The sequence below is a fragment of the Micromonospora sp. BRA006-A genome (assembly GCF_033433935.1).
Lineage (GTDB): Bacteria > Actinomycetota > Actinomycetes > Mycobacteriales > Micromonosporaceae > Micromonospora > Micromonospora aurantiaca.
In genome coordinates, this window is record NZ_JANCLW010000001.1 from 5,182,695 (window position 1) to 5,205,284 (window position 22,590).

Below are 22,590 nucleotides of genomic sequence, written 5' to 3' on the forward strand. Positions count from 1 at the left end.
CAATGTCGGCTGAGGCTGTGCACTACAACATGCATGACGCCAAGACCCACCTGTCGCGCATCATCGAACGGGTGGAACGCGGCGAAGAGATCATCATCGACCGGGCGGGCACCCCCGTGGCGAAGGTCGTGCCGCTCGTGCGCCGCGCCAACCGCACGGCGGTCGGCTCCCTCGCCGGGCAGGTGGACCTCTCCGGTGACTGGGACTCGCCACAGACCAACGCCGAGATCGCCGCCGACTTCGGAATCGGCGCATGACCCTGCTGCTGGACACCCACGTCGCGCTCTGGGCCATCACCGGCGACGCCACCCTCGGTGTCGAGTTCCTCGACCGGCTACGCCACGACCCAGATGTCTTCCTCTCCCCGGTCAGCCTCTGGGAGATCACCATCAAGCAGCAGGCGGGGAAGCTCTCCGGCCCGCCCGATCTGGCCGAACGGGTACGCGACATGGGTTTCCGTGAACTACCGGTGACCCACGACCACGCCATCACCGCGGGCCGCCTGCCGCCGCATCACCGTGATCCCTTCGACCGCATGCTGGTGGCGCAGGCGATCACGGAGAACCTGACCCTGGCCACCCGCGACGCTTCCATCCCGCTCTACGACGTCGACGTCCTCAAGGTGTAGGTGTCAGGCGTCGGCGGGGGTGGTGGCGGCCCGCGCCGCCGCTACCAGCCGGGCGGTCTCGTCGGTCACCGCCTGGTCGTCGGTCGGCGTCCCCGGGTCGTAGCGGACCGTCCAGGTCAGGCCGTCGACCCCGGGCACCCGCCGGGCCGCGATCCGCCCGGAGCCGCCGGGCACCTCGTGGTGCGAGGTGTACGCCACCGAGCCGGTGACCCGGCCCCGGACCTGGTGCGGCAGGTCGCCCGGGTCGACGAGCAGGTACGTCTCGGGGAGGCCGTCCGCGACCACCAGGTAGCCGTCACGCTCGGCGACCGGCTCGGCCGGGGTGACGGTGAGTTCGCGGCCGGACCAGACCGCCTTGAGGATGTCGTGCCAGCCGAGGCGGTCCACCCGGCCGGGCAGCCAGAGCCCACGGTTGCTGGCGACCAGCACGCCGTCGTTGCCGCCCTCACCGGTGCCGGCGGCGGCCCAGGCGAGCACCCGCTCGTCGGCGGCCAGCGGCGGCCGGTCGGCCGAGGGCAGTTTCGGCCGGCGGTTGAACAGACCCATCACAAACCTCCGGCGGCCTGCTCGCGCAGGGCCCGTGCGTGCTGTTCCAGCGAGAGCAGTTCCCCGAACAGGGCGAAGTACTCGTCCTTGTTGCTCACCGGGTTGACTCGCTGGATCTTCGACTTCAGGTCGCGGATGCGGCCGGTGACCGAACTCCACTGGAGCCGAGCCATGGTGATCGAGACGTACCTCGGGTCGGGCTCGCCGTCGATGCGCAACGGCTCCACCGCCAGCTCACCGATCAGCGCCTGCCCGGCCAGGTCGTCGCAGGCGTCGCGGACCCGCTCGATCCAGACCGCGCCGCCGGTGGCGCCGGACGCCCCGCCGGCCGCCGCCACGGCGGCGCGTACCGCGAGGTGCACCGGGTGCTGGTAGTCGGTCGCCTCGACCGCGTCGAACATCGGGCCGGCCAGGACCGGCTCCTGCAACGCCAGCTTCAGCGCCTCCCGCTCCACCATGGAGCGCGGGCTGTCCACTGTGGGCGCGTTCGGGCGGGGGCGCCCGGCGGCGGGCGTACCGGGCCCAGGTTGCCCGTTCGCGGCTGCGAGCACCGCGCGCTGCACCGGCTCGATCTCCATGCCGAGGTCGCCGGCGAGTTTGCGCACGTACTCCGGGCGCTTCTCCCGGTCCTTGATCTTCGCCACGAGCGGCGCGGCGCGGCGCATGGCCTCGACCCGGCCGTCGACGGTGTCCAGGTCGAACCGGTTGATCACGTGCCGGAGCGCGAAGTCGACGAGCGGCTCGCGGCGGGCCACCAGGTCGCGTACGGCCAGGTCGCCCTTTGCCAGGCGCAGATCGCACGGGTCCATGTTGTCGGGGCTGACCGCGATGAAGGTACGCCCGACGAAGCGCTGGTCGTCCTCGAAGGCGCGCAGCGCGGCCTTCTGCCCGGCCGCGTCGCCGTCGAAGGTGAAGATGATCTCCCCGGCCCGCTCGTCGCTGTCGAACAGCACCCGGCGCAGCACCGAGATGTGGTCGCCGCCGAACGCGGTGCCGCAGGTCGCCACCGCCGTCGGCACGTCGGCCAGGTGGCAGGCCATCACGTCGGTGTAGCCCTCGACCACCACCACCTTGCCCTGCTTGGCGATCTCCCGCTTGGCCTGGTCGATGCCGTAGAGCACATGCGACTTCTTGTAGATCGGCGTCTCGGGGGTGTTCAGGTATTTCGGGCCGTCGTCGTCGTCGAAGAGCTTGCGGGCGCCGAAACCGATCACGTCGCCGGTGATGTCCCGGATCGGCCACATCAGGCGGCGGCGGAACCGGTCGATCAGCGAGCCGGAACGGGCCGGGCGGGACAGCCCGGCGGTGACCAGCTCGTCGTGGGTGAAGCCCTGCTGACGCAGGTGCTTGGTGAGCAGGTCCCACCCGTCGGGGGCGAAGCCGCAGCCGTACCGCTCGGCGGCGGCCCGGTCGAAGCCGCGCCCGGCGAGGAACTCGCGGGCCGGACGGGCGCCGGCGGTGGTGAGCTGGGCCCGGTAGAAGTCGACGGCGGCGGCGTGCGCGGCCACCAGCCGCTGCCGCTGCCCCTGCTGCGGGCGGGGACGCGGCGCGGACCTGTCGTCCTCGACGTAGCGCAACTGGATGCCGGCGCGGGCCGCCAGCCGCTCGACGGACTCGACGAAGCTGAGGTGCTCGGCGTCCATCAGGAACTTGATCGCGTCGCCGCCGACCCCGCAGCCGAAGCAGTAGAACACGTTGCGGGCGGGCGAGACGTTGAACGACGGGCTCTTCTCGTCGTGGAACGGGCAGAGCCCCTTGAGGTTGCCGCCGCCCGCCGACTTGAGCGTCACCACCTCGGAGATGACGTCCGCGATGGCGGTGCGCTCGCGGACCAGCGCGATGTCCTCGTCCCGGATCCGCCCCGCCATGACCGCCACCCCCTCGGCGTACATCCTGCCCTGCCCGACCGACGTTCCGGCGGCCGGGGGGACGGGCGTGTGGCCGGCCACGCCCGTCCCCCCGGCTCAGGCCGAGCGGGCCGCCGCGGGGTCGCCGATACGCGGGAACGGCTCGATGGAGAAGACCACCTCGACCGGCACCTCGAAGTACGCGGCGATGCGCAGCGCCAGGTGCAGGCTGGGCCGGAACTCGCCGCGTTCCAGGTAACCGACGGTCTGGTAGTGCACACCGAGCGCGTCGGCCAGTTGCCGGCGGGAGATGCCCCGTTCGGCGCGCAGCACCGCGATGCGGTTGTGCACGGTCTCGCTCATCGACGCCCTCTCATCCGACCCGCTGCATGGCCCGCTCCCGCCGGGCCGCGACCCGTGAGCCGGACTCCCGGCGGGCCATCCGGCGCAGCACCACCGGGGCCAGCACGAGCCCGAGCACCGCCCAGGCGCCGAGCACGCCGACCGTCTCCAGGTGCCGCCAGGAGCCGCCGAGTTCGACAGCGGCGAGGTCGCCGGGGAGCAGCGCCGAGCGCATGCCCAAGCCTAGCCAGTAGAGCGGGAAGACCTGGGCGACGCCCTGGAGCCAGCCGGGCAGGCCGTTGATCGGGTAGAAGATGCCGGACAGCGCGATGAGACCGAAGATCGGCATCACCACCAGGCCCATGTTGCGCGGGTTCTCCACCAGCGAGCCGATCACCGCGCCCAGCGGCAGCGTCGCCACCAGCCCGAGCGGCACCACCCAGGCCAGCGTCAGCCAGGCGCCGGGGTCGCCGAGCCGCAGCCCGTCGAGGAAGAACAGCCCGGGCGTGAGCTGGATGACCACGCCGATCAACGCGACCGCCGAGACCAGCACGATCTTGCCGACCAGGTAGCCGAGCATGCCGTCCGGGATGGCCTTGGCGCGCAGCAGCGTGCCGTCCTCCCGGTCGATGACGAGCTGGTTGGCCAGCCCGAGCAGGCCGCCGAAGAGCAGGCCCATGCCGAGCGCGCTGGGCAGCGTACGGGCGCCGAGGGAGAAGTCGGTGCCGGGGACCGTCGAGCCGCGCATCCAGAACACGGCGATCAGCAGCACCACCGTGGGGAAGAAGTAGGTCCAGAGGTCCTGGCCGTTTGTGAACGTCGCGCGCAGCTCGATAGCGCCGCGCCGCAGCCCGGCCCGGAGCGCGTTGGTGGTCGGGTTCATCGGTTCGCCTCCTGCTGCCACACCCGCTCGGCCCGGCCGGAACGGATGCCGGTCTCCTCCTCGTGCACCAGCGCCAGGTACGCGTCCTCCAGGCTGGCCCGGCGCACCTCCAGCTCGCGTATCCGGTCGCCGTGCTCGCGGAGCAGGTCGCGCAGGAACGCGGTGGCGTCGGGGGTGGCGTGCACGTACCGCTCGCCGTCGCGGGTCCAGCGCACCTCGGCGTCCCCCGCGACGCGCCGGGCGAGCTGGTCGGGCGACCCCTCGGCGATGATCCGGCCGCCGGCCAGGATGAGGATGCGGTCGGCCAGCTTCTCCGCCTCGGCCAGGTCGTGCGTGGTCAGCACGATGGTGGTCTCGTCCAGGTCGGCCAGGCGGTGCACCAGCTCGTGGAACTCGCGCCGGGCGGCCGGGTCGAAGCCGACGGTGGGCTCGTCCAGGAACAGCAGTTCCGGGCGGCCGACGATGCCGACGGCGACGTCGAGCCGGCGGCGCTGACCACCGGAGAGCCGGGACACCCGGCTGCCGGCGTGCGCGCTGAGGCCCACCGTCTCCAGCAGCTCGTCGACCGGCCACGGGCGCGGGATCCGGTCGGTGGCGTACGGCGCGTAGAAGTCGCCGAGGTGGGCGAGCAGTTCCCGCACCCGCCACTTGCCGTGGTCGCGCCAGGACTGGAGCACCACGCCGAGCCGTGCGCGCCACCGCTCGTCGCCCCGGGCCGGGTCGGTGCCGAGCACGCGCACCGTGCCGGCCGAGGGCAGCCGGAAGCCTTCGAGGATCTCGATGGTGGTGGTCTTGCCGGCGCCGTTGGGCCCGAGCAGCGCCACCACCTCGCCCCGCCGGGCGGTCAGGTCGACGCCGTGCAGCACGTCGACGGCGCCGTAGCGCATACGCAGATCCCGCACGTCGAGGACGAGATCCTCGTCGGGCGGTCGGGGGGACGCGACGGCCCCGGGAAGTTCGACCGCAGTCATGCCTCGGAATGTAGCATCACTACTACAAAACGAGGTACCCCCACTCAAGGCCGACGGCGATGGAACCAGCGCGTGACGGGGGCCGGCTCCTCCTCCTCGTACGACCGGGCCGCGTTCACCGCGGCGGCCAGGCCGGAGCGGCGGGGCCGGGGCCCGGCGCGCAGCATCGGATCGGCGGCCATCTCCCGGAGCACCGCGACGGCCAGGCCCAGCATCACCACGACGAACGGCAGCGCGACCAGGATGGTCGCCTGTTGCAGCGCGGCCAGCCCTCCGGCCAGCAGCAACGCCGCTGCGACCGCGCCGATCAGCACGCCCCAGAGCACCACCACCGCGCGATGTGGCCGCAGCGAGCCGCGCGAGCTGAGCGAGCCGAGCACCAGCGACGCCGAGTCCGCGCTGGTGACGAAGTAGAGACCGATCAGCACCATGGCGAGCACGCTCGTCAGCGTGGCCAGCGGCAGCGCGTCGAGCAGCCCGAACAGCGCCTGCTCGGACCCGGCGTCCACGTCCGCCACCAGATCGCGGGTGCCGGTGGTCTGCGTACGCAGGGCGGTCCCGCCCATCACCGCGAACCAGACGGTGCTCGCGCCGCTGGGTATCAGCAGCACCCCGATCAGGAACTGACGGACCGTGCGGCCGCGCGAGATGCGGGCGATGAACGTGCCCACGAACGGCGCCCAGGAGATCCACCACGCCCAGTAGAAGATCGTCCACGAGCCCAGCCAGGCCGGATCGGAGAACGCGCCGGTACGCGTCGACATGCGCACCAGGCCGCTCAGGTAGTCGCCGACCGAGGCCGGCAGCACCTCCAGCGTGTAGACGGTCGGACCGACGACGAACACGAACAGCATCAGCACGACGGCGATCAGCACGTTCGTGGTGGACAGCCACTTGACGCCCCGGTGCAGGCCGGAGAAGGCGGACACGACGAAGGCGAGCGTGAGGGCGCCGATGATCGTCAGCTCGACGGCCCGGCCGTCCGGCACGCCGGCCACCACGTCCAGGCCGGCCGCCACCTGGAGCGCGCCCAGCCCCAGACTGGTCGCGGAGCCGAACACGGTGGCGAAGACGGCGAGCAGGTCGATCGCGCGACCGAGCGGGCCGTCGGCCCGGGCGCCGAGCAGCGGCGCGAACGCGGACGAGATGCGGTTGCCCCGCCCCTTGCGGAAGGCCGAGTACGCCAGGGCCAGCGCCGCGATCGCGTAGATGCCCCACGGGTGCAGCGTCCAGTGGAAGAGCGTGTACTGCATGGCCGTCGCGGCGGCGGCGCCGGTCTGCGGCGCGACGCCGGAGGCGGGAGGCGGCGTCGCGTAGTGCTGGATCGGCTCGGCGACGGCGAAGAACACCAGGCCGATGCCCATGCCGGCGCTGAACATCATGGCGACCCAGGCCAGCGTGTCGAACTCCGGCTCGTCGTCGTCGGCGCCGAGCCGGATCCGGCCGAACCGGGAGGCGGCCACGACGACCGCCAGCACCAGGAACGCGTCCGCCGCGACCACGAAGAACCAGCCGAACGTGCCGATCGTCCAGCTCAGCCCGGCCGCACCGAACGACGCCAGGGAACCACGCGCGAACACGCCCCAGGCCACCACGGCCAGCACGCCGGCCACGCCGAGCCCGAGCACCACCCGGTCGGCCGGCTGCGTCCCGGCCCGCTCCCCCACGTCTTCCGCCATGGCCCCATCCTGGGCGGAGCGGACGCCGGGGTGGGACGAAACGCCCACCCCGTACCGGGTCAGGCGGCGGCGGTGGCCTCCTCGGCCTCGACCTCGGCGTTCCAGGCCGGCTTGGTGGACCGCCAGCCCTCGTCGTCCATGCCGCGCCGCCAGTAGCCGGAGATGGACAGGTCACCCCGCGGCACGCCGCGCTCCACGCGCAGCAGCCGCCGCAGCTCCTTCACCGCACCGGCCTCACCGTGCACGAACGCGTGCACCCGGCCGGGCGGGAACTCCAGCGCCCGGACCGCCTCGACCAGCGGCGCGCCGTACGGGCGCCCGTCGCGGTGCAGCCAGCGCACCTCGACCGCGTCCGCGCCCGCCAGGGGCAGCTCGTCGGCCGGGCCGCCGACCTCGACGTACACCTTCGCGGCCGCGCCCGCGGGCAGCCGCTCCAGGGCGGCGGCGATGGCCGGCAGCGCGCTCTCGTCGCCCGCCAGCAGATGCCAGTCGGCGGCCGGGTCCGGCGCGTACGCGCCGCCCGGCCCGGTGAACAGCACCCGGTCGCCGGGACGCAGCGCCGCCGCCCACGGCCCGGCCAGGCCCTCGTCGCCGTGGTGCACCACGTCCACCGTCATCTCACCCGCCGCGGCGTCCCAGGCCCGCACGGTGTACGCGCGCAGGCGCGGCCACTGCTCCGCCGGGAACTCCCGCTTGATCGTCGCCAGGTCGACCGGGTCCGGGTAGGTCACCCCGGCCGGCGGGAAGACGAACTTCACGTAGTGGTCGGTGTACGCCCCCACCGGCAGCCCGGCCAGCTCCGGACCGCCCAGCACGAGGCGGATCAGGTGCGGGGTGGGCCGCGTGGTCCGGACGACCGTGGCGGCGGTGAGCTTCTTCGGACGATCCGTCATGCCGCTTAGGCTAGCCTAAGCTCCGCACGGGCGATCCGGTCAGCTCGGCGACACCAGACGGGCGTGCCAGGCCAGCGCGGCCGGATCGGTGAGCGAGGCGACCTGGTCGATCACCACGCGCAGCCGCGCGGCGTCGTCCGCCGCCTCCCGCCACAGCGGCGCGAACACCGGGTCGAGCGCGTCCGGCGCCCGGTCCCGCAGCGCCGCGACCAGCCCGGCCAGCACGTCGCGCTGCCGCCCGTAGCGGTCCTCGGCGCCGGGGCGGCGCATCACGTACCGCAAAGCGATGCCCTTGAGCAGCGCACACTGCGCCCGGATCCGGCGCGGCACCACCAGGTCGGCCTCGTACCGGCGGTGCGGGCCGGGACCGTGGCGCTGCTCGGTGGCGGCCACCACACCGGCGACGAACCGGCCGGTGAGCACGCTCGTGGTGGCCTTCAACGCGGCGAGCGCGCGGTGGCTGCCGTCGTACGCGGCCAGCGGCGCGAGCACCGGATCGGCCAGCAGGTCGGCCAGCACCTCGCCCAGGTCCTCCGGCGCCTCACCCGAGTAGGTGGCGGCCACGTCGGCGCAGAGCGCCCGCCGTTCGTCCGCGTCGGCCAGCAGCGGGCGCAGGTCCACGTACCCGCCGTGGATGCCGTCCTCGACGTCGTGCACCGAGTACGCCACGTCGTCGGCCCAGTCCATCACCTGGGCCTCCAGGCAGCGCCGCGCGCCGGGCGGGGAACCCTCACGCAGCCAGTCGAAGACCTGGTGGTCGTCGGCGTACACGCCGAACTTGCGCTCACCGGGCCGGCGCGGCCACGGGTACTTGCTCACCGCGTCCAGCGCGGCCCGGGTCAGGTTCAGCCCTGCCGAACGCCCGTCCGGGGTGAACACCTTGGCCTCCAGCCGGGTGAGCACCCGCAGCGTCTGCGCGTTGCCCTCGAAACCGCCGCAGGCGGCGGCCAGCTCGTCCAGCGCGTACTCGCCGTTGTGCCCGAACGGCGGGTGACCCAGGTCGTGGGCCAGCCCGGCGGTGTCCACCACGTCCGGGTCGCAGCCCAGCCGGGCACCCATCTCGCGGGCGATCTGCGCGACCTCCAGCGAGTGGGTCAGCCGGGTACGCAGGAAGTCGTCCGTGCCGGCGGTGTGCACCTGCGTCTTCGCGGCGAGCCGGCGGAACGCCGCCGAGTGCAGCACGCGGGCCCGGTCCCGCTCGAACGGCGACCGGCCGTACCCGGTGTCCTTCGGCGCCTCGTCGACCAGCCGCGCCGCGTCGCCGCTCACTTCCCCCGGACTGGCAGGTGGTCGCGACTGCGGGGCTCGCAAAACCGGCTCACTCCTCGCGCTCCCGGAGAACGCAGAACTCGTTGCCCTCCGGGTCGGCGAGCACCGTCCACTCCACGTCCCCCTGGCCGATGTCGACGTGCCGGGCGCCCATGTCGACGAGACGCTCCACCTCGGCCTCCATGTCGGCCGGGCGCAGGTCGACGTGCAGCCGGTTCTTCCCCTCCTTCGGCCCGGAGACCGGGACGAAGACGAGACCGGGCGTCGTGTCGGGGGTCCGGCGGATCTCCACCTCGTCCGGCTTGTCGGTGATCACCTGATAGCCGAGGGCCTCCGCCCACCAACTGGCGAGCCGGGACGGGTCCCGGGCGTCGATGGTCAGGTTCTCCCAGACGGCGGTCATGCGGCCACCCCTCCTGATCGACACGTGGCGGAAGCTCAGGTTACGCCGAGGAGGCCGGAAAGGCGCGCTGGGCGACACGGGGCCGCCGGCGAGCACCGGCGGCCCCGCGCCGCCTCAGCGGGAGTCCGAACCCGTGGTGGTGATGGCCGCCCGGCCCGCCTCCAGCCGGGCCACCGGCACCCGGAACGGCGAGCAGGAGACGTAGTCCAGCCCGACCTCGTGGAAGAAGTGCACCGAGTCCGGGTCGCCCCCGTGCTCGCCGCAGACCCCGAGCTTCAGCCCCGGACGGGCCGCCCGGCCCTCCTCGGCGGCGATGCGCACCAGCCGGCCGACACCGTCGGTGTCGATCGACTCGAACGGCGAGATGCCGAAGATGCCCAGCTCCAGGTACCGCCAGAAGAACGCGCCCTCCACGTCGTCGCGGGAGAAGCCCCAGCCCATCTGGGTCAGGTCGTTGGTGCCGAAGGAGAAGAACTCGGCCGCCTCGGCGATCTGCCCGGCGGTCAGCGCCGCCCGGGGCACCTCGATCATCGTGCCGATCAGCACCTCGACGCCGCTGTCCCCGACCACCTCGGCGATGATCCGCTCGGCCTCGGCGCGTACCGTCTCCAGCTCCTGCACGGCCCCGACGAGCGGCACCATGATCTCCGGGCAGGCCTTGCCGCCGTCGCGGACGACCGCCACGGCGGCCTCGGCGATCGCGCGGACCTGCATGGCGAACAGGCCTGGGATGACCAGGCCGAGCCGGACGCCGCGCAGGCCCAGCATCGGGTTCTCCTCGTGCATCCGCCGCACGGCGGCGAGCAGCGCCTCCTCCTTCGCGACGTCCTCGCCGCGCTCCTGCGCGACCGCGACGTTCACCGCGAGCTGCTCCAGCGGAGGCAGGAACTCGTGCAGCGGCGGGTCGATCAGCCGCACGGTGACCGGCAGGCCGTCCATCTCCCGGAAGATCTCGATGAAGTCGGCCCGCTGCAACGGCAGCAGCGCCGCGAGCGCGTCCTCCCGCTCCCGCTCGCCGGAGGCCAGGATGAGCCGCTCGACCAGCTCGCGGCGGTCGCCGAGGAACATGTGCTCGGTGCGGCACAGGCCGATGCCCTCGGCGCCGAAGCGCCGGGCCCGGGCCGCGTCCGCACCGGTGTCGGCGTTCGTGCGGACCCGCAGCCGCCGCGCCGCGTCGGCGTGCGTCATGATCCGGTGTACGGAGCGGACCAGCGCGTCGTCGGTGTTCTCCGGGTCGAGTTCGCCCTCGAAGTACTGCACCACCTCGGACGGCATGACCGGCACCTCACCGAGGTAGACCTTGCCGGTGGTGCCGTCGATCGAGACCACGTCGCCCTCGTTCACCACGTGGTCGCCCACTGTGAACTTCTTCGCCGGCACGTTCACGTCCAGCTCGTCGGCGCCGGAGACGCAGGTCTTGCCCATGCCGCGGGCCACCACGGCGGCGTGACTGGTCTTGCCGCCCCGGGAGGTCAGGATGCCCTTGGCGGCGATCATGCCGTTGAGGTCGTCCGGGTTGGTCTCCCGGCGGACCAGGATCACCGACTCCCCCTCGGCGGCCAGCTCGACCGCACGGGCCGAGGTGAAGACGACCTTTCCGGACGCCGCACCCGGGGAGGCGCCGATGCCCTTGGCGACCGCCTCGAACTCGTGGTCGAGCTGGAAGCGCGGGAACATCAGCTGGGCGAGCTGCGCGCCGTTGACCCGGTGCAGCGCCTCGTCCAGGTCGATCAGGCCCTCGTCGACGAGCTGCCCGGCGATGACGAACGCGGCGGCGGCGGTGCGCTTGCCGACGCGGGTCTGCAGCATCCAGAGCTTGCCGCGCTCGATGGTGAACTCGATGTCGCAGAGGTCCTTGTAGTGCTCCTCCAGCCGGGCCATGATGCCGAGCAGCTGGTCGTAGGAGGTCTTGTCGAGCTGCTCCAGCTCCTGCAACGGCACCGTGTTGCGGATGCCGGCCACCACGTCCTCACCCTGGGCGTTGGCCAGGTAGTCGCCGTAGATGCCCTGCGCGCCGCTGCCCGGGTCGCGGGTGAACGCCACACCGGTACCGGAGTCCGGACCGAGGTTGCCGAAGACCATGGCCACCACGTTGACTGCGGTGCCCAGGTCGGCCGGGATGCGCTCCTGGCGGCGGTAGAGGATCGCCCGCTCCGCGTTCCACGAGTCGAAGACCGCGCGGATGGCGAGGTCGAGCTGCTCGCGCGGCTCCTGCGGGAACTCACGGCCGGTGTGCTTGGCGAAGATCTTCTTGTACGCGTCGACCAGCCCGCGCAGGTCGTCGGCGTCCAGATCGAGGTCGTTGTGCGTACCCTTGGCGCTCTTGATCTCGTCGAGCGCGTGCTCGAACTCCTCGCCCGGCACCTCGCAGACGGTCTTGCCGAACATCTGGATCAGTCGCCGGTAGGAGTCCCAGGCGAACCTGTCGTTCCCACCTGCCTGGTTGCTCAGGCCGATCACGCTGCGGTCGTTGAGACCGACGTTGAGGACGGTCTCCATCATGCCCGGCATGGAGAACTTGGCACCGGAGCGTACCGAGACCAGCAGCGGATCGTCCGGGTCGCCGAGGCGCCGGCCCATCTCGCGTTCCAGGGACTCCAGGTGCGCCTCGATCTGCGCGGCCAGGCCGTCCGGCTCGCGCCCCGTCGTCAGGTACGCCTTGCAGGCCTCCGTGGTGATCGTGAAGCCGGGCGGAACCGGCAGGCCGAGATTCGTCATCTCGGCCAGGTTGGCCCCCTTGCCGCCGAGCAGATCCTTGAGATCCTTGTTGCCCTCGGCGAAGTCGTAGACGTACTTCTGCTCGACCGGATCGTGCGCTGCCACCAGAGCCTCCCACGCGCGCCATTGACACTTAACGAAGGTTCAGTTCGGACATACCCCGGTAGTGACCACCGGCAATCCCGGCTCGTCAGCGTCGGTGGGCCGAAGGCTAGGCGAGTTTCGAGAAACCTGGGAGCGTTCGGTGACTTTCGGCACAACGGTCACCACAATCCGCGTTCGTACGGGTTTTTGGGAACGCTTCCACGAGCACGATCACGCAATTCCGATTCCCCTCGTACTCTTGACGTCACTGCATCTCGCGGAACCTGACCTTTGCCATATCCCGCGCGAATACACCCTCGGAGCCGTCGCCGTGCCGACAAACCCCGCCGCCCCGGAGACCGGGCCGGAGCCGTCCGACACCCCTCCCACCAGCCCTTCCGCCGACCTGCCGCCGCCGGATGCGGCCTCGCCCGGCGCGGCGGCGTACGCCCACGGCCTGCCGGGGGTGGCGGCGCCCGCCGACGGACTGCCCGGTGTGGCGGCGCCCGCCGACGGACTGCCCGGTGTGGCGGCGTCCTCCGCCGAGCTGGCCCGGGTCGCCGCGGGCCGGGCCGCCGGGGTGCTCGCCGGACCGGCGCCGATCAGGCTCGACGACGTGGTGCCGGCGCCCGAGCAGGTGCGCCCCGACCCGGCGGGTGACTTCACGCTGAGCGCGGACGCGGTGCTGAGGGTCAGCCCCGCCGGGCGGGACGTGGCCGAACAGCTCGCCGGCTGGCTGCGCCCGGCCACCGGCTTCCCGCTCCCGGTCACCGACACCACCGACGACGGCCCGCTGACGCTCACGCTGTCCGCGGCGGCTTCCACCGGGGCCGGCGGCTCCAGCCGGTCCGGCGGGTCCGGCGGGCCGGGCGGGTCGGGCGGGTCGGGCGACGTGCGGCTCGGGGACGAGGGCTACCGCCTCGACGTGACCGCCGACGGCGTGCGGATCACCGCCGCCGGCCCGGCCGGGTTGTTCCACGGCGCGCAGACGCTGCGCCAGCTGCTACCCGCGCCGATCGAGAACCCGGCCGTTGTCGCCGCGCGCTGGGCGATCCCCGGCGGCTCGATCGTCGACCGGCCGCGCTTCCCCTACCGCGGCGCCATGCTCGACGTCGCCCGCCACTTCTTCCCGGTCGAGGACGTACTGCGGGTGATCGACCATCTGGCCCGCTACAAGCTCAACCACCTGCACCTGCACCTCACCGACGACCAGGGCTGGCGGATCGCCGTCGACTCCTGGCCCCGGCTCGCCGAGGTCGGCGGCACCACAGCGGTCGGCGGCGGCCCGGGCGGCTGGTACACCCGCGACGACTACCGCCGCATCGTCGCGTACGCCGCCCGCCGCCATGTCACTGTGGTGCCCGAGATCGACCTGCCGGGCCACACCAACGCGGCGCTCGTCGCGTACCCCGAACTGGCGCCCGGCAAGCTCGCGCCGCCGCCGTACACCGGCACCGAGGTCGGGTTCAGCTTCGTCGACCCCGCCGACGAGCGGACGTACGCCTTCGTCGCGGACGTGGTCGGCGAGGTGGCCGCGCTGACGCCCGGGCCGTGGCTGCACCTGGGCGGCGACGAGGCGTTCAAGGTGCCGGCCGACAGCTACCGCGCGTTCGTGGCGCGGGCGCAGCGGCTGGTCGCCGCCACCGGCAAGACCGTCGTCGGCTGGCACCAGCTCGCCCCGGCCGAACACGTCGACGGGCGCGTCCTGCAGTGGTGGGGTACGAACGGCGACGACCCGGAGACCGCCGACGCGGTACGCCGCGGCGCCCGGCTGATCCTCTCCCCCGGCAACCACGCGTACCTGGACATGAAGTACGCCCCGGACACCCCGATCGGACACGACTGGGCCGGCCTGATCGACGTGCGCCGGGCATACGAGTGGGATCCGGCCACTCACGTGCGGGGCGTACCGGCCGAGGCGGTGCTGGGGGTGGAGGCCCCGCTGTGGACCGAGTCGGTCACCACGCTGGCCCAGGTCGAGTTCATGCTCTTTCCGCGCCTGCCCGCCGTCGCCGAGCTGGGCTGGTCACCCCGCGAGACGCACGACTGGTCCCGGTTCCGCAGCCGGCTCGCCGGCCACGGCCCGCGCTGGTCCACCGCCGGCATCACCTTCCACCAGTCCCCCGAGATCCCCTGGCCCTCCTCCACACCCCAGATCCCCACCCAGCCCACTCCCCACCCCTCCCCCACTACCCCCTGACCCCGCGGAGGCGCCCACCCGTGTCACCCCGTTGACGCCGCACACGGTCGATCATGAAGTTGACGGCGACAAACCGGACACAAAACGCCGTCAACTTCATGATCGACGCCTTCATCCCCGGGGCGACGTTCAGCCTCCCCCTCGCCGTCGCGCACTCCCTCCCGAGCGCCCCGAGCGCCCCGAGCCCGACATTGTTTGGGGTGGTGGGGGTCACCCGTGGGGTGGAATCGGGGGTGGGTGCGGGGCGTTGTACATGGCAGACCGCGCCGCAACCCGCCGACCGCCCGCCCCCTCGGGCCGGGAATCAGGCCGGGACGCCGGTCGTTACATCATCGGGCGGCCGAGCAGGCCGACAGCGCCTGTCGAGCCGGCCCCACCGCCGGGCACCCGGGAATGACCCCGGACCCCCGGTCGTTACATCCCTGAGCCGCCGGAGCAGGCCATCCCCCCTGGCCGCCCGAGCGAGCCACCGGCCCGACGCACATACCGGGCCACCTGATCTTCATTCGCGGCATCCCCCTTCGCCGCGTACCCCCGACAGAGAGGCAACTGATCATGGCTACCACTCTGCTGCGTAAGACCGTTCTGACCGCTGCTGGTGTCGTCGCCACCGCTGGTGGCATCGCCGGCCCCGCCATCGCCGCCCAGGCCACCCCGGCCGAGCGCGCCGCCCAGGTCGTCACCAGCGACCGTAAGCACGGCGAGCGGGAGCTGGACGTGCGCTACGAGGCGCAGCCCAACTTCTACTTCTGTGGCCCGGCCGCGGCCCGCAACGCGCTGAGCGTGCAGGGCAAGAACATCGACGTGCACGCGATGGCCGAGGAGATGGGCACCACCGAGGACGGCACCGACTCCATCAACGACATCACCCCGGTGCTGAACAAGGAGACCGGTAAGGACGTCTACAAGTCCACCGAGATCCCCGTGGACAAGGCCGGTGACAAGGTGGAGAAGCTGCGCGCCGACGTGGTCAAGACCGTCGACGACGGCCGGGCCGTGGTGGCGAACATCGCGGGCACCGCGACCGACACCGACGGCACCGCCCACTCGTTCGAGGGTGGCCACTACATCAGCGTGGTCGGCTACCGCGACGGCGGGAAGGTCGTGACGATCGCCGACTCGGCCAACCCGAACCAGGCCTCCTACCGCATGGACGTCGACGAGCTCGCCCGCTGGATCGCCAGCCGCGGCTACAGCTCCTGACCGAGTGACGATGACGAAGGGCCCGACCCCCCCGGGGGTCGGGCCCTTCGGCGTATCAGGGGTCAGCCGCCGGAGTCGTCCAGCTCGGCGCCGTCGGGCGGGGTGTCGTCGTCGCGGCTGGCCAGCCAGCCGTCGGGCAGGAAGACCTTGCCCGGGGAGTTGGTGCGGCCGCGCGGCTGGCCGAGGTTCTCCACCGGGAACGGTACGGCCGGGTCGAGCTTGCCGAGCAGATCGTCGAGCTGCGCCAAGCTCTCGATCATGGCGAGCGAGCGGCGCAGTTCGCTGCCGATCGGAAAGCCCTTCAGGTACCAGGCGACGTGCTTGCGGAAGTCGGTGCAGCCGTCCCGCTCGCCCCGGGCCGGGTTGCGCGCGCCCGCCACGAACTGCTCCACCAGCAGCTCGGCGTGCCGCCGCATGGTCACCGCCACCTCGCCGAGGCTCGGCAGCCGCCGCTCGGTGCTCCCGTTGAACGCGGCCTCCAGGTCGGCGAACAGCCACGGCCGGCCCAGGCAGCCGCGCCCGATCACCACGCCGTCGACGCCGGTGTGCGCGACCATCCGCAGCGCGTCGTCGGCCTCCCAGATGTCGCCGTTGCCGAGCACCGGCACGTCGAGCGCCGACTTGAGGGTGGCGATCGCGTCCCAGTCGGCGGTGCCGGAGTAGCGCTGCGCGGCCGTACGCCCGTGCAGGGCGACCGCCGCGACGCCCGCGTCCTGGGCCGCCAGCCCTGCCTCGACGTACGTCAGGTGGTCGTCGTCGATGCCCTTGCGCATCTTGACGGTGACCGGCACCCCGGCGGGTGACGCGGCGTCCACCGCGGCCTTGACCAGCCGGGCGAACAGCCGGCGGCGCCACGGCAGGGCCGAGCCGCCGCCCTTGCGGGTCACCTTGGGCACCGGGCAGCCGAAGTTGAGGTCGATGTGGTCGGCCAGGTCGCGCTCGACCACGATCCGTACGGCGGCGGCGGTGATCTCCGGGTCGGTGCCGTAGAGCTGGAGGCTGCGGGGGTGCTCCTCGGCACCGAAGGCGATCATGCGCAGCGTCTTCGGGTTCCGCTCGACGAGCGCACGGGTGGTGATCATCTCGCAGACGTAGATGCCGCCGCCCTGCTCACGGCAGAGCCGGCGGAAGCCGACGTTGGTGATCCCGGCCATCGGCGCGAGCACCACCGGCGGCCACACCCGGTGCGGGCCTATGGTCAACGCGGGCAGGGTCGGCGCAGTCACCGCACAAGTGTAAGGAAGGGCCCCTTATTAACGTCTCCGGTAGAGCAGGGGCCCCTTGTTAACAGGGGCACATATCACAGCCGACCAGCCCGGCGGGCGTTCTCCACAACCGGGGCGGCTGTCCACAGGCCGGGCGGACGGGCGGGAGGAGCAGCGGTCGAGCCCGCAGGCTGCCGGGCATGCGCGAACAGCCACCCGAACTCAGCGACCTGGCCGAGCGCCAGCAGCAGATCGTCACGCGGACGCAGCTGCTGGGCGTCGGATACGACGACATGTACCTGTACCGGCAGACCCGGCGCGGCCTGTGGCAGCGCGTGCTGCCGGCCACGTACGCGCTCGTCACCGGCACCCTCACCGACGAGCAACGACGCATCTCGGCGGCGCTCTACGCGGGCGCCGACGCGCAGCTCACCGGCCTGGCCGCCCTGATCTGGTACGGCTTCCGGCACAGCCCGCGCACTGCTGACGTACACCTGGTCCTGCCGCACCACGTGCGGCGCCGCTCGGCCGGTCACGCGGTGATCGCGCGGGCCCTGGAGCTTGATCCGCAGGCCCGGCGGACCGCGCTGTACCCGGTGTGCTCGCCGGCCCGGGCGGTGGTGGACGCCGCCCGCGACCTGCGCGGGCTGCGGCCGGTACGGGCGACGGTGGCCGAGGCCGTGCAGCGCGGTTTCACCGACCTGGACAGCCTGGACGCGGAGATCCGCCGGGCCCGGCGCAGCCGCACCGCGCTGATCCGGAAGGCGTTCGCCGAGATCACCGACGGGGTCCGCTCGGCGCCCGAGACGGAGCTGCGGGAGTGCCTGGGTAGCAGCCGCGTGCTCGGCGAGATCCTGTGGAACCCGCGGCTGTCGGCGGCCGACGGCGCCCGGCTGCCGACGCCGGACGGCTACCTCGCCGACTGCGCGGTGGCGCTGGAGGTCGACTCGCGGGAGTACCACCTCAGCCCGGCCGACTGGGCGCGGACGCTGGACCGGCACAACGAGCTGAGCCGGCACGGGGTGCTCATCCTGCACTTCACGCCGGCGCAGATCCGCCGGGAGCCGGGCCGCGTGCGGCGCACGGTGGAGGACGCGTACGCGGCGCGGCGCGGGATGGGTGCCGCGACCGGCGTACGGGCGGAGCCGATCTCCCCCGGATGAGGGGTGTTAAGAAGGGGCCCCTTCTCTACACGAGGCGTTAAGAAGGGGCCCTTCCTTACACACCTCAGCAGCCGGGGAGGCGCTCGATCAGGTAGCGCTCGACCTGGTCCAGCGAGACGCGCTCCTGGGCCATCGTGTCCCGGTTCCGGACCGTCACGGCGTTGTCGTCGAGCGTGTCGAAGTCGACTGTGACGCAGAACGGCGTGCCGATCTCGTCCTGCCGGCGGTAGCGGCGGCCGATCGCCTGCGAGTCGTCGAACTCGACCACCCAGCGCTTGCGCAGGTCGGTGGCGAGCTGCTTGGCCTTCGGCGACAGCGCCTCGTTGCGCGACAGCGGCAGCACGGCGACCTTGACCGGGGCCAGGCGCGGGTCGAACCGCATGACGGTGCGCTTGTCCACGCCGCCCTTGGTGTTCGGCGCCTCGTCCTCGTCGTACGCCTCGAGCAGGAACGCCAGCACCGCGCGGGTGAGGCCGGCGGCCGGCTCGATCACGTACGGCATCCAGCGCTCGCCCTTGCCCTGGTCGAAGTACGACAGGTCGACGCCGGAGTGCTTGCTGTGCGTGGACAGGTCGAAGTCGGTGCGGTTGGCGATGCCCTCCAGCTCGGCGAACTCGCTGCCGCCGAACCGGAACCGGTACTCGATGTCGACGGTGCGCTTCGAGTAGTGGGAGAGCTTCTCCTTGGGGTGCTCGTAGAAGCGCAGGTTCTCCTCGGACAGGCCCAGGTCGAGGTACCAGTTCCAGCGCTCGGAGAGCCAGTACTCGTGCCACTGCTCGTCGGTGCCCGGCTCGACGAAGAACTCCATCTCCATCTGCTCGAACTCACGGGTCCGGAAGATGAAGTTGCCGGGGGTGATCTCGTTGCGGAACGACTTGCCGGTCTGCGCGATGCCGAACGGCGGCTTCTTGCGGGCGACCGTCTCCACGTTCTTGTAGTTGACGAAGATGCCCTGGGCGGTCTCCGGGCGCAGGTAGTGCATGCCCTCGTCGCTCTCCACCGGGCCCAGGTAGGTCTTCATCAGGCCGTTGAACATCTTCGGCTCGGTGAAGGTGCCCTTGTTGCCGCAGTTGGGGCAGTTCAGCTCCGTCAGCGAGGTCAGCGGCTTGCCGTGCTTGGCCTCGTACGCCTCTTCCAGGTGGTCGGCCCGGAACCGCTTGTGGCAGGACTGGCACTCGGTGAGCGGGTCGACGAACTCGGCGATGTGGCCGCTGGCCTCCCAGACCTTGCGGGCCAGGATGACCGCCGAGTCGAGGCCGACGACGTCGTCGCGCTGCTGCACCATGGTCCGCCACCACTGCCGGCGGACGTTCTCCTTCAGCTCGACGCCGAGCGGACCGTAGTCCCACGCCGACCGGGTGCCCCCGTAGATCTCGCTGGAGGGAAAGACGAAGCCCCGGCGCTTGGCGAGGCTGGTGACGGCGTCGATACGGTCGGCTGGCATGTTTCCTCCTACGCCGGCTGGCGGTCGGCGCGGTTGAGATGGATGGAACCGGGCTGTTCGGGACAACGGTACGACCGTGTCCGTCCCGAGCCCAGCAGAATACCGGGGGCCGGTCAGCTCACCCCGCAGACCTCCACGCCGCCCGTCTGCTGGTCCGGCGCCAGCGTCACGGTCTGCGCCTCCCGGCGGCCGCCGGCGAGCGTGACGTCCACCGGGACGGTGAGCGTGTTGAGGTCGACCTCGCCGACCCGGTAGCCGGAGATCTGCGGCTCGGTGGCCACCCGCCGCTCGAACTCCCGCCGGGGTTCGCGTCGCCGGATGTCGTCGCAGAGCGTGTCGTACGCCTTGGACCACTCCCGGGCCACGAGCGCCTGGTAGTAGTCGTTCGTGACGGCCCGGCCCTGCTCGCCGATCGCCTGGGCGTTGCTCACGGCCAGGCCGACCACCGCCGCGCCGCCCCCACCGCAGCAGATCAGCACTGCGAGCGCGCCCGCGCCGAGGCCGAGCCAGAGCCGGGTCCGCCCGCCCTCGGTGGGCGGGGCGGCGAACGGCGGCGCGGCGCCGGGTCCCTGCGGCGGCGTGGGCACCCCGGGGTCCGCCGGCGGCGCGGGCGGAACTGACGACGGGGGTGGCGCGGCCGGTCCGGGAGCGGTCATACGCGCCAGGGTAGTGCCCCGGCACTCAGCGGTACGGGCCTGCGGCACGATCGCTGGCGACGACGACGATCTCCCCCTCCGGGGCGGCGCCGGCGAGCGTCTCGTACGCGGACGGCTCGTCCACCGATCGGGCGAGCAGCGGCACGGCGGTGACCTTGACGTCGAATCCGCCGAGCGCCCGGCGGTACGCACCGACCGACTCCCACTCGGTGACCAGGAGCCAGTGGGCCGGGTCGTCGAGCGCCCGCAGCAGTTCACCGCGCAGGTAGCCGGGGCGGGCGGCGAGCGCGGCCAGCGCGGCGTGCGCCGCACGGGTGAACTCGTCCACCGTTTCGGCTTCCACCACGAAGCGGTTGGTGACCAGCACGGGGTTCCTCCTCGTAGAGTTTGTGGCATGCAGCGTACGCAGAGTCCCGTGCTGTCCCGGTTGGCGCGGCTCAACCCGACGGCGGTGTTCCTGGCCGCGCTGGCCCTGGTGCTTGTCGGCCTGTTCGCGCCCGGCCCGGCGGGTGGCGTCCTGCTGCTCGTGCTGGCCGGCGGGCTGGTCTGGCTGATGTCGGTCACCTGGCCGGTGCAGGCCCCGGCGACCCGGATGCTCCGGCTGGTGATGCTGACCTTGTTGATCGCGGTGGCGCTGGCGAAGCTCATGGTGGGCTGACCCGGGAAGCCGAGCTGACCTGCGCTGACATGCAATCATGCGTTTTTGACAATAGTTTTCGTTGTCGCGGACAGTTGAGCCCATGACCGTTCGTGCACCTCGCCGCATCCTGACCGCCGCAACCACCGCCCTGCTCGCCGCCGCCGGCCTGACCGCCTGCGCGGACGGTACAGGCGGCGCGAGCGAGCCGGGCAGGGTCGACGTGGTGGCCGCGTTCTACCCGCTCCAGTTCCTGGCCGAGCGGATCGGCGGCGACACGGTCGCGGTCAGCAACCTGACCAAGCCCGGCGCCGAGCCGCACGACCTGGAACTCAACCCGCGGCAGGTCGGCCAGATCGTCGACGCCGACGTGGTCGTCTACCTCAGCGGCTTCCAGCCGGCGGTGGACGAGGCGGTGGAGCAGAACGGCGGCGACCGCGCGTTCGACGTGGCGGGCGTCACGCCGCTGCGGGACGCCGCCGCCGGTGGGCACGACCACGACCACGAGGGCGAGGGCGAGGCCGGGCACGCCGAGGAGGGCGGCGGCAAGGATCCGCACGTCTGGCTCGACCCGACCCGGCTGGCCACCATCGGCGACAAGCTCGCCGAGCGCCTCGGCAAGGCCGACCCGGACCACGCCGCCGACTACACCGCCCGCGCCGCCGCGCTGCGCGCCGAGCTGACGAAGCTCGACACCGAGTACGCCGACGGCCTGCGCACCTGCCAGCGCCGGGAGATCGTCACCAGCCACACCGCGTTCGGCTACCTGACCGAGCGCTACCGGCTGGAGCAGATCGGCATCAGCGGGCTCACCCCGGAGTCCGAGCCGTCCCCGAAGCGCCTCGCCGAGGTCGCCGAGGAGGCCCGGGAGCACCAGGCCGGCACGATCTTCTTCGAGACGCTCGTCAGCCCGAAGGTCGCCGAGACGATCGCGCGTGAGGTCGGGGCGAAGACGGCGGTCCTGGACCCGCTGGAGGGCCCGCCCGCCGACGGCGACTACCTCTCCGCGATGCGCACCAACCTGCAGACCCTGCGAACCGCCCTGGACTGCTCATGACCTCACCCGTGATCGAGATCGCGCACGCCACAGTCGGCTACGACGGCCGCCCGGTGCTGCGTGACGTCTCGCTGACAGTGACCGCTTCAGAGGTGGTCGCCGTGCTCGGCGCCAACGGCTCCGGCAAGTCGACGCTCGTACGCGCCGCGCTCGGCCTGGTGCCGCTCGGCGCCGGGTCGGTCGCCCTGTTCGGCACGCCGCAGCGCCGCTTCCGGCAGTGGCACCGCATCGGGTACGTGCCGCAGCGGCTCGGCGCGGGCAGCGGAGTGCCCGCCACCGTGCGCGAGGTGGTGGCGTCCGGGCGGCTGGCCCGCCGGGGCGTACTGCGTCCGGCCGGGCGGGCGGACCGGGAGGCGGTGGCGGCGGCGCTGGACGCGGTCGGGCTCGCCGGCCGGGCCGGCGACCCGGTGTCCACGCTCTCCGGCGGCCAGCAGCAGCGCACCCTGATCGCCCGCGCGCTGGCCGGCGGTCCGGAGCTGCTGGTGCTCGACGAGCCGACCGCCGGGGTGGACGCGGCCAGCCAGGAGGCGTTCGCCGGGGCGCTGCGCGCGTTCCGCGACGGCGGCGGCACGGTGCTGCTCGTCGCGCACGAGCTGGGCCCGCTGCGCCCGCTGATCAGCCGGGCCGTGGTGGTGCACCAGGGCGGGATCGCCCACGACGGCGCGGTGCCCGAACCGGCCGGCCACCACGCCGACCCGGACCACGAGCACGTGCACCCGCACTGCGACGAGGAGCCCGCCCGGCTCTGGACAGGCATCTGAG

22 protein-coding genes are annotated in these 22,590 nt (G+C 72.6%); 8 read left to right on the top strand and 14 right to left on the bottom strand.

Annotated features, from left to right (window positions below; translation table 11 throughout):
• The first annotated feature begins 2 nt into the window (after positions 1 to 2).
• Together NMK34_RS23460 and NMK34_RS23465 are read left to right on the top strand one after the other, a co-directional pair.
• Complete coding sequence (locus tag NMK34_RS23460; RefSeq protein ID WP_013287924.1) at positions 3 to 257, top strand: type II toxin-antitoxin system Phd/YefM family antitoxin; 255 nt, start codon at positions 3 to 5, stop codon at positions 255 to 257.
• Positions 254 to 628: a type II toxin-antitoxin system VapC family toxin gene (locus tag NMK34_RS23465; RefSeq protein ID WP_194802315.1), complete on the top strand. Its 375-nt coding sequence runs from the start codon at positions 254 to 256 to the stop codon at positions 626 to 628. The genes NMK34_RS23460 and NMK34_RS23465 overlap by 4 nt, the downstream gene beginning before the upstream one ends.
• Before the next feature lie 3 nt (positions 629 to 631).
• On the opposite strand, the gene NMK34_RS23470 is transcribed toward NMK34_RS23465, so the two are convergent.
• The 10 genes from NMK34_RS23470 to ppdK all read right to left on the bottom strand — a co-directional run bounded on the left by NMK34_RS23470 (position 632) and on the right by ppdK (position 12,284).
• Positions 632 to 1,174 carry a hypothetical protein gene (locus tag NMK34_RS23470; RefSeq protein WP_318335237.1) on the bottom strand — a complete coding sequence of 181 codons (543 nt, stop codon included), beginning with the start codon at positions 1,172 to 1,174 and terminating at the stop codon, positions 632 to 634.
• Positions 1,174 to 3,066: a DNA primase gene (gene dnaG, locus NMK34_RS23475; protein WP_318335238.1), complete on the bottom strand. Its 1,893-nt coding sequence runs from the start codon at positions 3,064 to 3,066 to the stop codon at positions 1,174 to 1,176. Before dnaG ends, NMK34_RS23470 begins: the two co-directional genes overlap by 1 nt.
• A gap of 72 nt (positions 3,067 to 3,138) precedes the next feature.
• Positions 3,139 to 3,384, bottom strand: a complete 246-nt coding sequence (locus NMK34_RS23480) for a helix-turn-helix transcriptional regulator (protein WP_013287928.1) — start codon at positions 3,382 to 3,384, stop codon at positions 3,139 to 3,141.
• Positions 3,385 to 3,394: 10 nt separating this feature from the next.
• A complete protein-coding gene (locus tag NMK34_RS23485; protein ID WP_018787372.1) occupies positions 3,395 to 4,246 on the bottom strand; it encodes an ABC transporter permease in 852 nt (283 codons plus the stop codon).
• Complete coding sequence (locus tag NMK34_RS23490) at positions 4,243 to 5,217, bottom strand: ABC transporter ATP-binding protein (RefSeq protein ID WP_318335239.1); 975 nt, start codon at positions 5,215 to 5,217, stop codon at positions 4,243 to 4,245. Before NMK34_RS23490 ends, NMK34_RS23485 begins: the two co-directional genes overlap by 4 nt.
• Positions 5,218 to 5,261: 44 nt before the next feature.
• A complete protein-coding gene (locus NMK34_RS23495) occupies positions 5,262 to 6,896 on the bottom strand; it encodes a BCCT family transporter (RefSeq protein WP_318335240.1) in 1,635 nt (544 codons plus the stop codon).
• A 59-nt stretch (positions 6,897 to 6,955) separates the two neighbouring features.
• Positions 6,956 to 7,789, bottom strand: a complete 834-nt coding sequence (locus tag NMK34_RS23500) for a siderophore-interacting protein (protein ID WP_318335241.1) — start codon at positions 7,787 to 7,789, stop codon at positions 6,956 to 6,958.
• 39 nt (positions 7,790 to 7,828) lie between these two features.
• Entirely contained in the window at positions 7,829 to 9,058 is a 1,230-nt protein-coding gene (locus NMK34_RS23505; RefSeq protein ID WP_318335242.1) for a deoxyguanosinetriphosphate triphosphohydrolase, read from the bottom strand.
• A 49-nt stretch (positions 9,059 to 9,107) separates the two neighbouring features.
• The gene (locus NMK34_RS23510; protein WP_318335243.1) at positions 9,108 to 9,461 is read right to left on the bottom strand and encodes a VOC family protein; all 354 of its coding nucleotides are present in this window, start codon (positions 9,459 to 9,461) and stop codon (positions 9,108 to 9,110) included.
• A 114-nt stretch (positions 9,462 to 9,575) separates the two neighbouring features.
• Positions 9,576 to 12,284 (bottom strand): pyruvate, phosphate dikinase, encoded by a 2,709-nt coding sequence (ppdK, locus tag NMK34_RS23515; RefSeq protein WP_318335244.1) that lies wholly within the window; start codon positions 12,282 to 12,284, stop codon positions 9,576 to 9,578.
• Between the two features lie 475 nt (positions 12,285 to 12,759).
• Here ppdK and NMK34_RS23520 point away from each other — a divergent pair, with 475 nt between their 5' ends.
• Positions 12,760 to 14,463, top strand: a complete 1,704-nt coding sequence (locus NMK34_RS23520) for a beta-N-acetylhexosaminidase (RefSeq protein WP_412098965.1) — start codon at positions 12,760 to 12,762, stop codon at positions 14,461 to 14,463.
• Positions 14,464 to 15,018: 555 nt separating this feature from the next.
• Positions 15,019 to 15,666, top strand: coding sequence for a C39 family peptidase (locus tag NMK34_RS23525; RefSeq protein WP_318335245.1), 648 nt, complete (start codon positions 15,019 to 15,021; stop codon positions 15,664 to 15,666).
• Positions 15,667 to 15,728: 62 nt separating this feature from the next.
• Here NMK34_RS23525 and dusB read toward each other — a convergent pair whose 3' ends face one another.
• Positions 15,729 to 16,892 (bottom strand): tRNA dihydrouridine synthase DusB, encoded by a 1,164-nt coding sequence (gene dusB / locus NMK34_RS23530; RefSeq protein WP_318335246.1) that lies wholly within the window; start codon positions 16,890 to 16,892, stop codon positions 15,729 to 15,731.
• Between the two features lie 179 nt (positions 16,893 to 17,071).
• On the opposite strand from dusB, the gene NMK34_RS23535 reads away from it, so the two are divergent.
• On the top strand, positions 17,072 to 18,034 hold the full coding sequence (locus NMK34_RS23535; protein WP_318335247.1) for a type IV toxin-antitoxin system AbiEi family antitoxin domain-containing protein: 963 nt from the start codon (positions 17,072 to 17,074) through the stop codon (positions 18,032 to 18,034).
• 64 nt (positions 18,035 to 18,098) lie between these two features.
• Here the strand turns inward: NMK34_RS23535 and NMK34_RS23540 are convergent, their stop codons facing one another.
• From NMK34_RS23540 to NMK34_RS23550, 3 genes are all read right to left on the bottom strand, one after another.
• Positions 18,099 to 19,478 (bottom strand): glycine--tRNA ligase, encoded by a 1,380-nt coding sequence (locus NMK34_RS23540; RefSeq protein WP_013475540.1) that lies wholly within the window; start codon positions 19,476 to 19,478, stop codon positions 18,099 to 18,101.
• A gap of 113 nt (positions 19,479 to 19,591) precedes the next feature.
• The gene (locus NMK34_RS23545) at positions 19,592 to 20,065 is read right to left on the bottom strand and encodes a hypothetical protein (protein WP_318336408.1); all 474 of its coding nucleotides are present in this window, start codon (positions 20,063 to 20,065) and stop codon (positions 19,592 to 19,594) included.
• 94 nt (positions 20,066 to 20,159) lie between these two features.
• On the bottom strand, positions 20,160 to 20,501 hold the full coding sequence (locus NMK34_RS23550) for an antibiotic biosynthesis monooxygenase family protein (RefSeq protein WP_318335248.1): 342 nt from the start codon (positions 20,499 to 20,501) through the stop codon (positions 20,160 to 20,162).
• 27 nt (positions 20,502 to 20,528) lie between these two features.
• Here NMK34_RS23550 and NMK34_RS23555 point away from each other — a divergent pair, with 27 nt between their 5' ends.
• The 3 genes from NMK34_RS23555 to NMK34_RS23565 all read left to right on the top strand — a co-directional run bounded on the left by NMK34_RS23555 (position 20,529) and on the right by NMK34_RS23565 (position 22,589).
• A complete protein-coding gene (locus tag NMK34_RS23555) occupies positions 20,529 to 20,792 on the top strand; it encodes a DUF6703 family protein (protein ID WP_120568528.1) in 264 nt (87 codons plus the stop codon).
• 82 nt (positions 20,793 to 20,874) lie between these two features.
• Positions 20,875 to 21,828: a metal ABC transporter substrate-binding protein gene (locus NMK34_RS23560; RefSeq protein ID WP_318335249.1), complete on the top strand. Its 954-nt coding sequence runs from the start codon at positions 20,875 to 20,877 to the stop codon at positions 21,826 to 21,828.
• Complete coding sequence (locus tag NMK34_RS23565; RefSeq protein ID WP_318335250.1) at positions 21,825 to 22,589, top strand: metal ABC transporter ATP-binding protein; 765 nt, start codon at positions 21,825 to 21,827, stop codon at positions 22,587 to 22,589. The genes NMK34_RS23560 and NMK34_RS23565 overlap by 4 nt, the downstream gene beginning before the upstream one ends.
• Position 22,590 lies beyond the last annotated feature (1 nt).

Coding starts and splice junctions, on each gene's coding strand:
- NMK34_RS23460 (WP_013287924.1), top strand. CDS start 3: ATGTCGGCTGAGGCTGTGCACTACAACATGCATGACGCCAAGACCCAC.
- NMK34_RS23465 (WP_194802315.1), top strand. CDS start 254: ATGACCCTGCTGCTGGACACCCACGTCGCGCTCTGGGCCATCACCGGC.
- NMK34_RS23470 (WP_318335237.1), bottom strand. CDS start 1,174: ATGGGTCTGTTCAACCGCCGGCCGAAACTGCCCTCGGCCGACCGGCCG.
- dnaG (WP_318335238.1), bottom strand. CDS start 3,066: ATGTACGCCGAGGGGGTGGCGGTCATGGCGGGGCGGATCCGGGACGAG.
- NMK34_RS23480 (WP_013287928.1), bottom strand. CDS start 3,384: ATGAGCGAGACCGTGCACAACCGCATCGCGGTGCTGCGCGCCGAACGG.
- NMK34_RS23485 (WP_018787372.1), bottom strand. CDS start 4,246: ATGAACCCGACCACCAACGCGCTCCGGGCCGGGCTGCGGCGCGGCGCT.
- NMK34_RS23490 (WP_318335239.1), bottom strand. CDS start 5,217: ATGACTGCGGTCGAACTTCCCGGGGCCGTCGCGTCCCCCCGACCGCCC.
- NMK34_RS23495 (WP_318335240.1), bottom strand. CDS start 6,896: ATGGCGGAAGACGTGGGGGAGCGGGCCGGGACGCAGCCGGCCGACCGG.
- NMK34_RS23500 (WP_318335241.1), bottom strand. CDS start 7,789: ATGACGGATCGTCCGAAGAAGCTCACCGCCGCCACGGTCGTCCGGACC.
- NMK34_RS23510 (WP_318335243.1), bottom strand. CDS start 9,461: ATGACCGCCGTCTGGGAGAACCTGACCATCGACGCCCGGGACCCGTCC.
- NMK34_RS23525 (WP_318335245.1), top strand. CDS start 15,019: ATGGCTACCACTCTGCTGCGTAAGACCGTTCTGACCGCTGCTGGTGTC.
- NMK34_RS23535 (WP_318335247.1), top strand. CDS start 17,072: ATGCGCGAACAGCCACCCGAACTCAGCGACCTGGCCGAGCGCCAGCAG.
- NMK34_RS23540 (WP_013475540.1), bottom strand. CDS start 19,478: ATGCCAGCCGACCGTATCGACGCCGTCACCAGCCTCGCCAAGCGCCGG.
- NMK34_RS23555 (WP_120568528.1), top strand. CDS start 20,529: ATGCAGCGTACGCAGAGTCCCGTGCTGTCCCGGTTGGCGCGGCTCAAC.
- NMK34_RS23560 (WP_318335249.1), top strand. CDS start 20,875: ATGACCGTTCGTGCACCTCGCCGCATCCTGACCGCCGCAACCACCGCC.
- NMK34_RS23565 (WP_318335250.1), top strand. CDS start 21,825: ATGACCTCACCCGTGATCGAGATCGCGCACGCCACAGTCGGCTACGAC.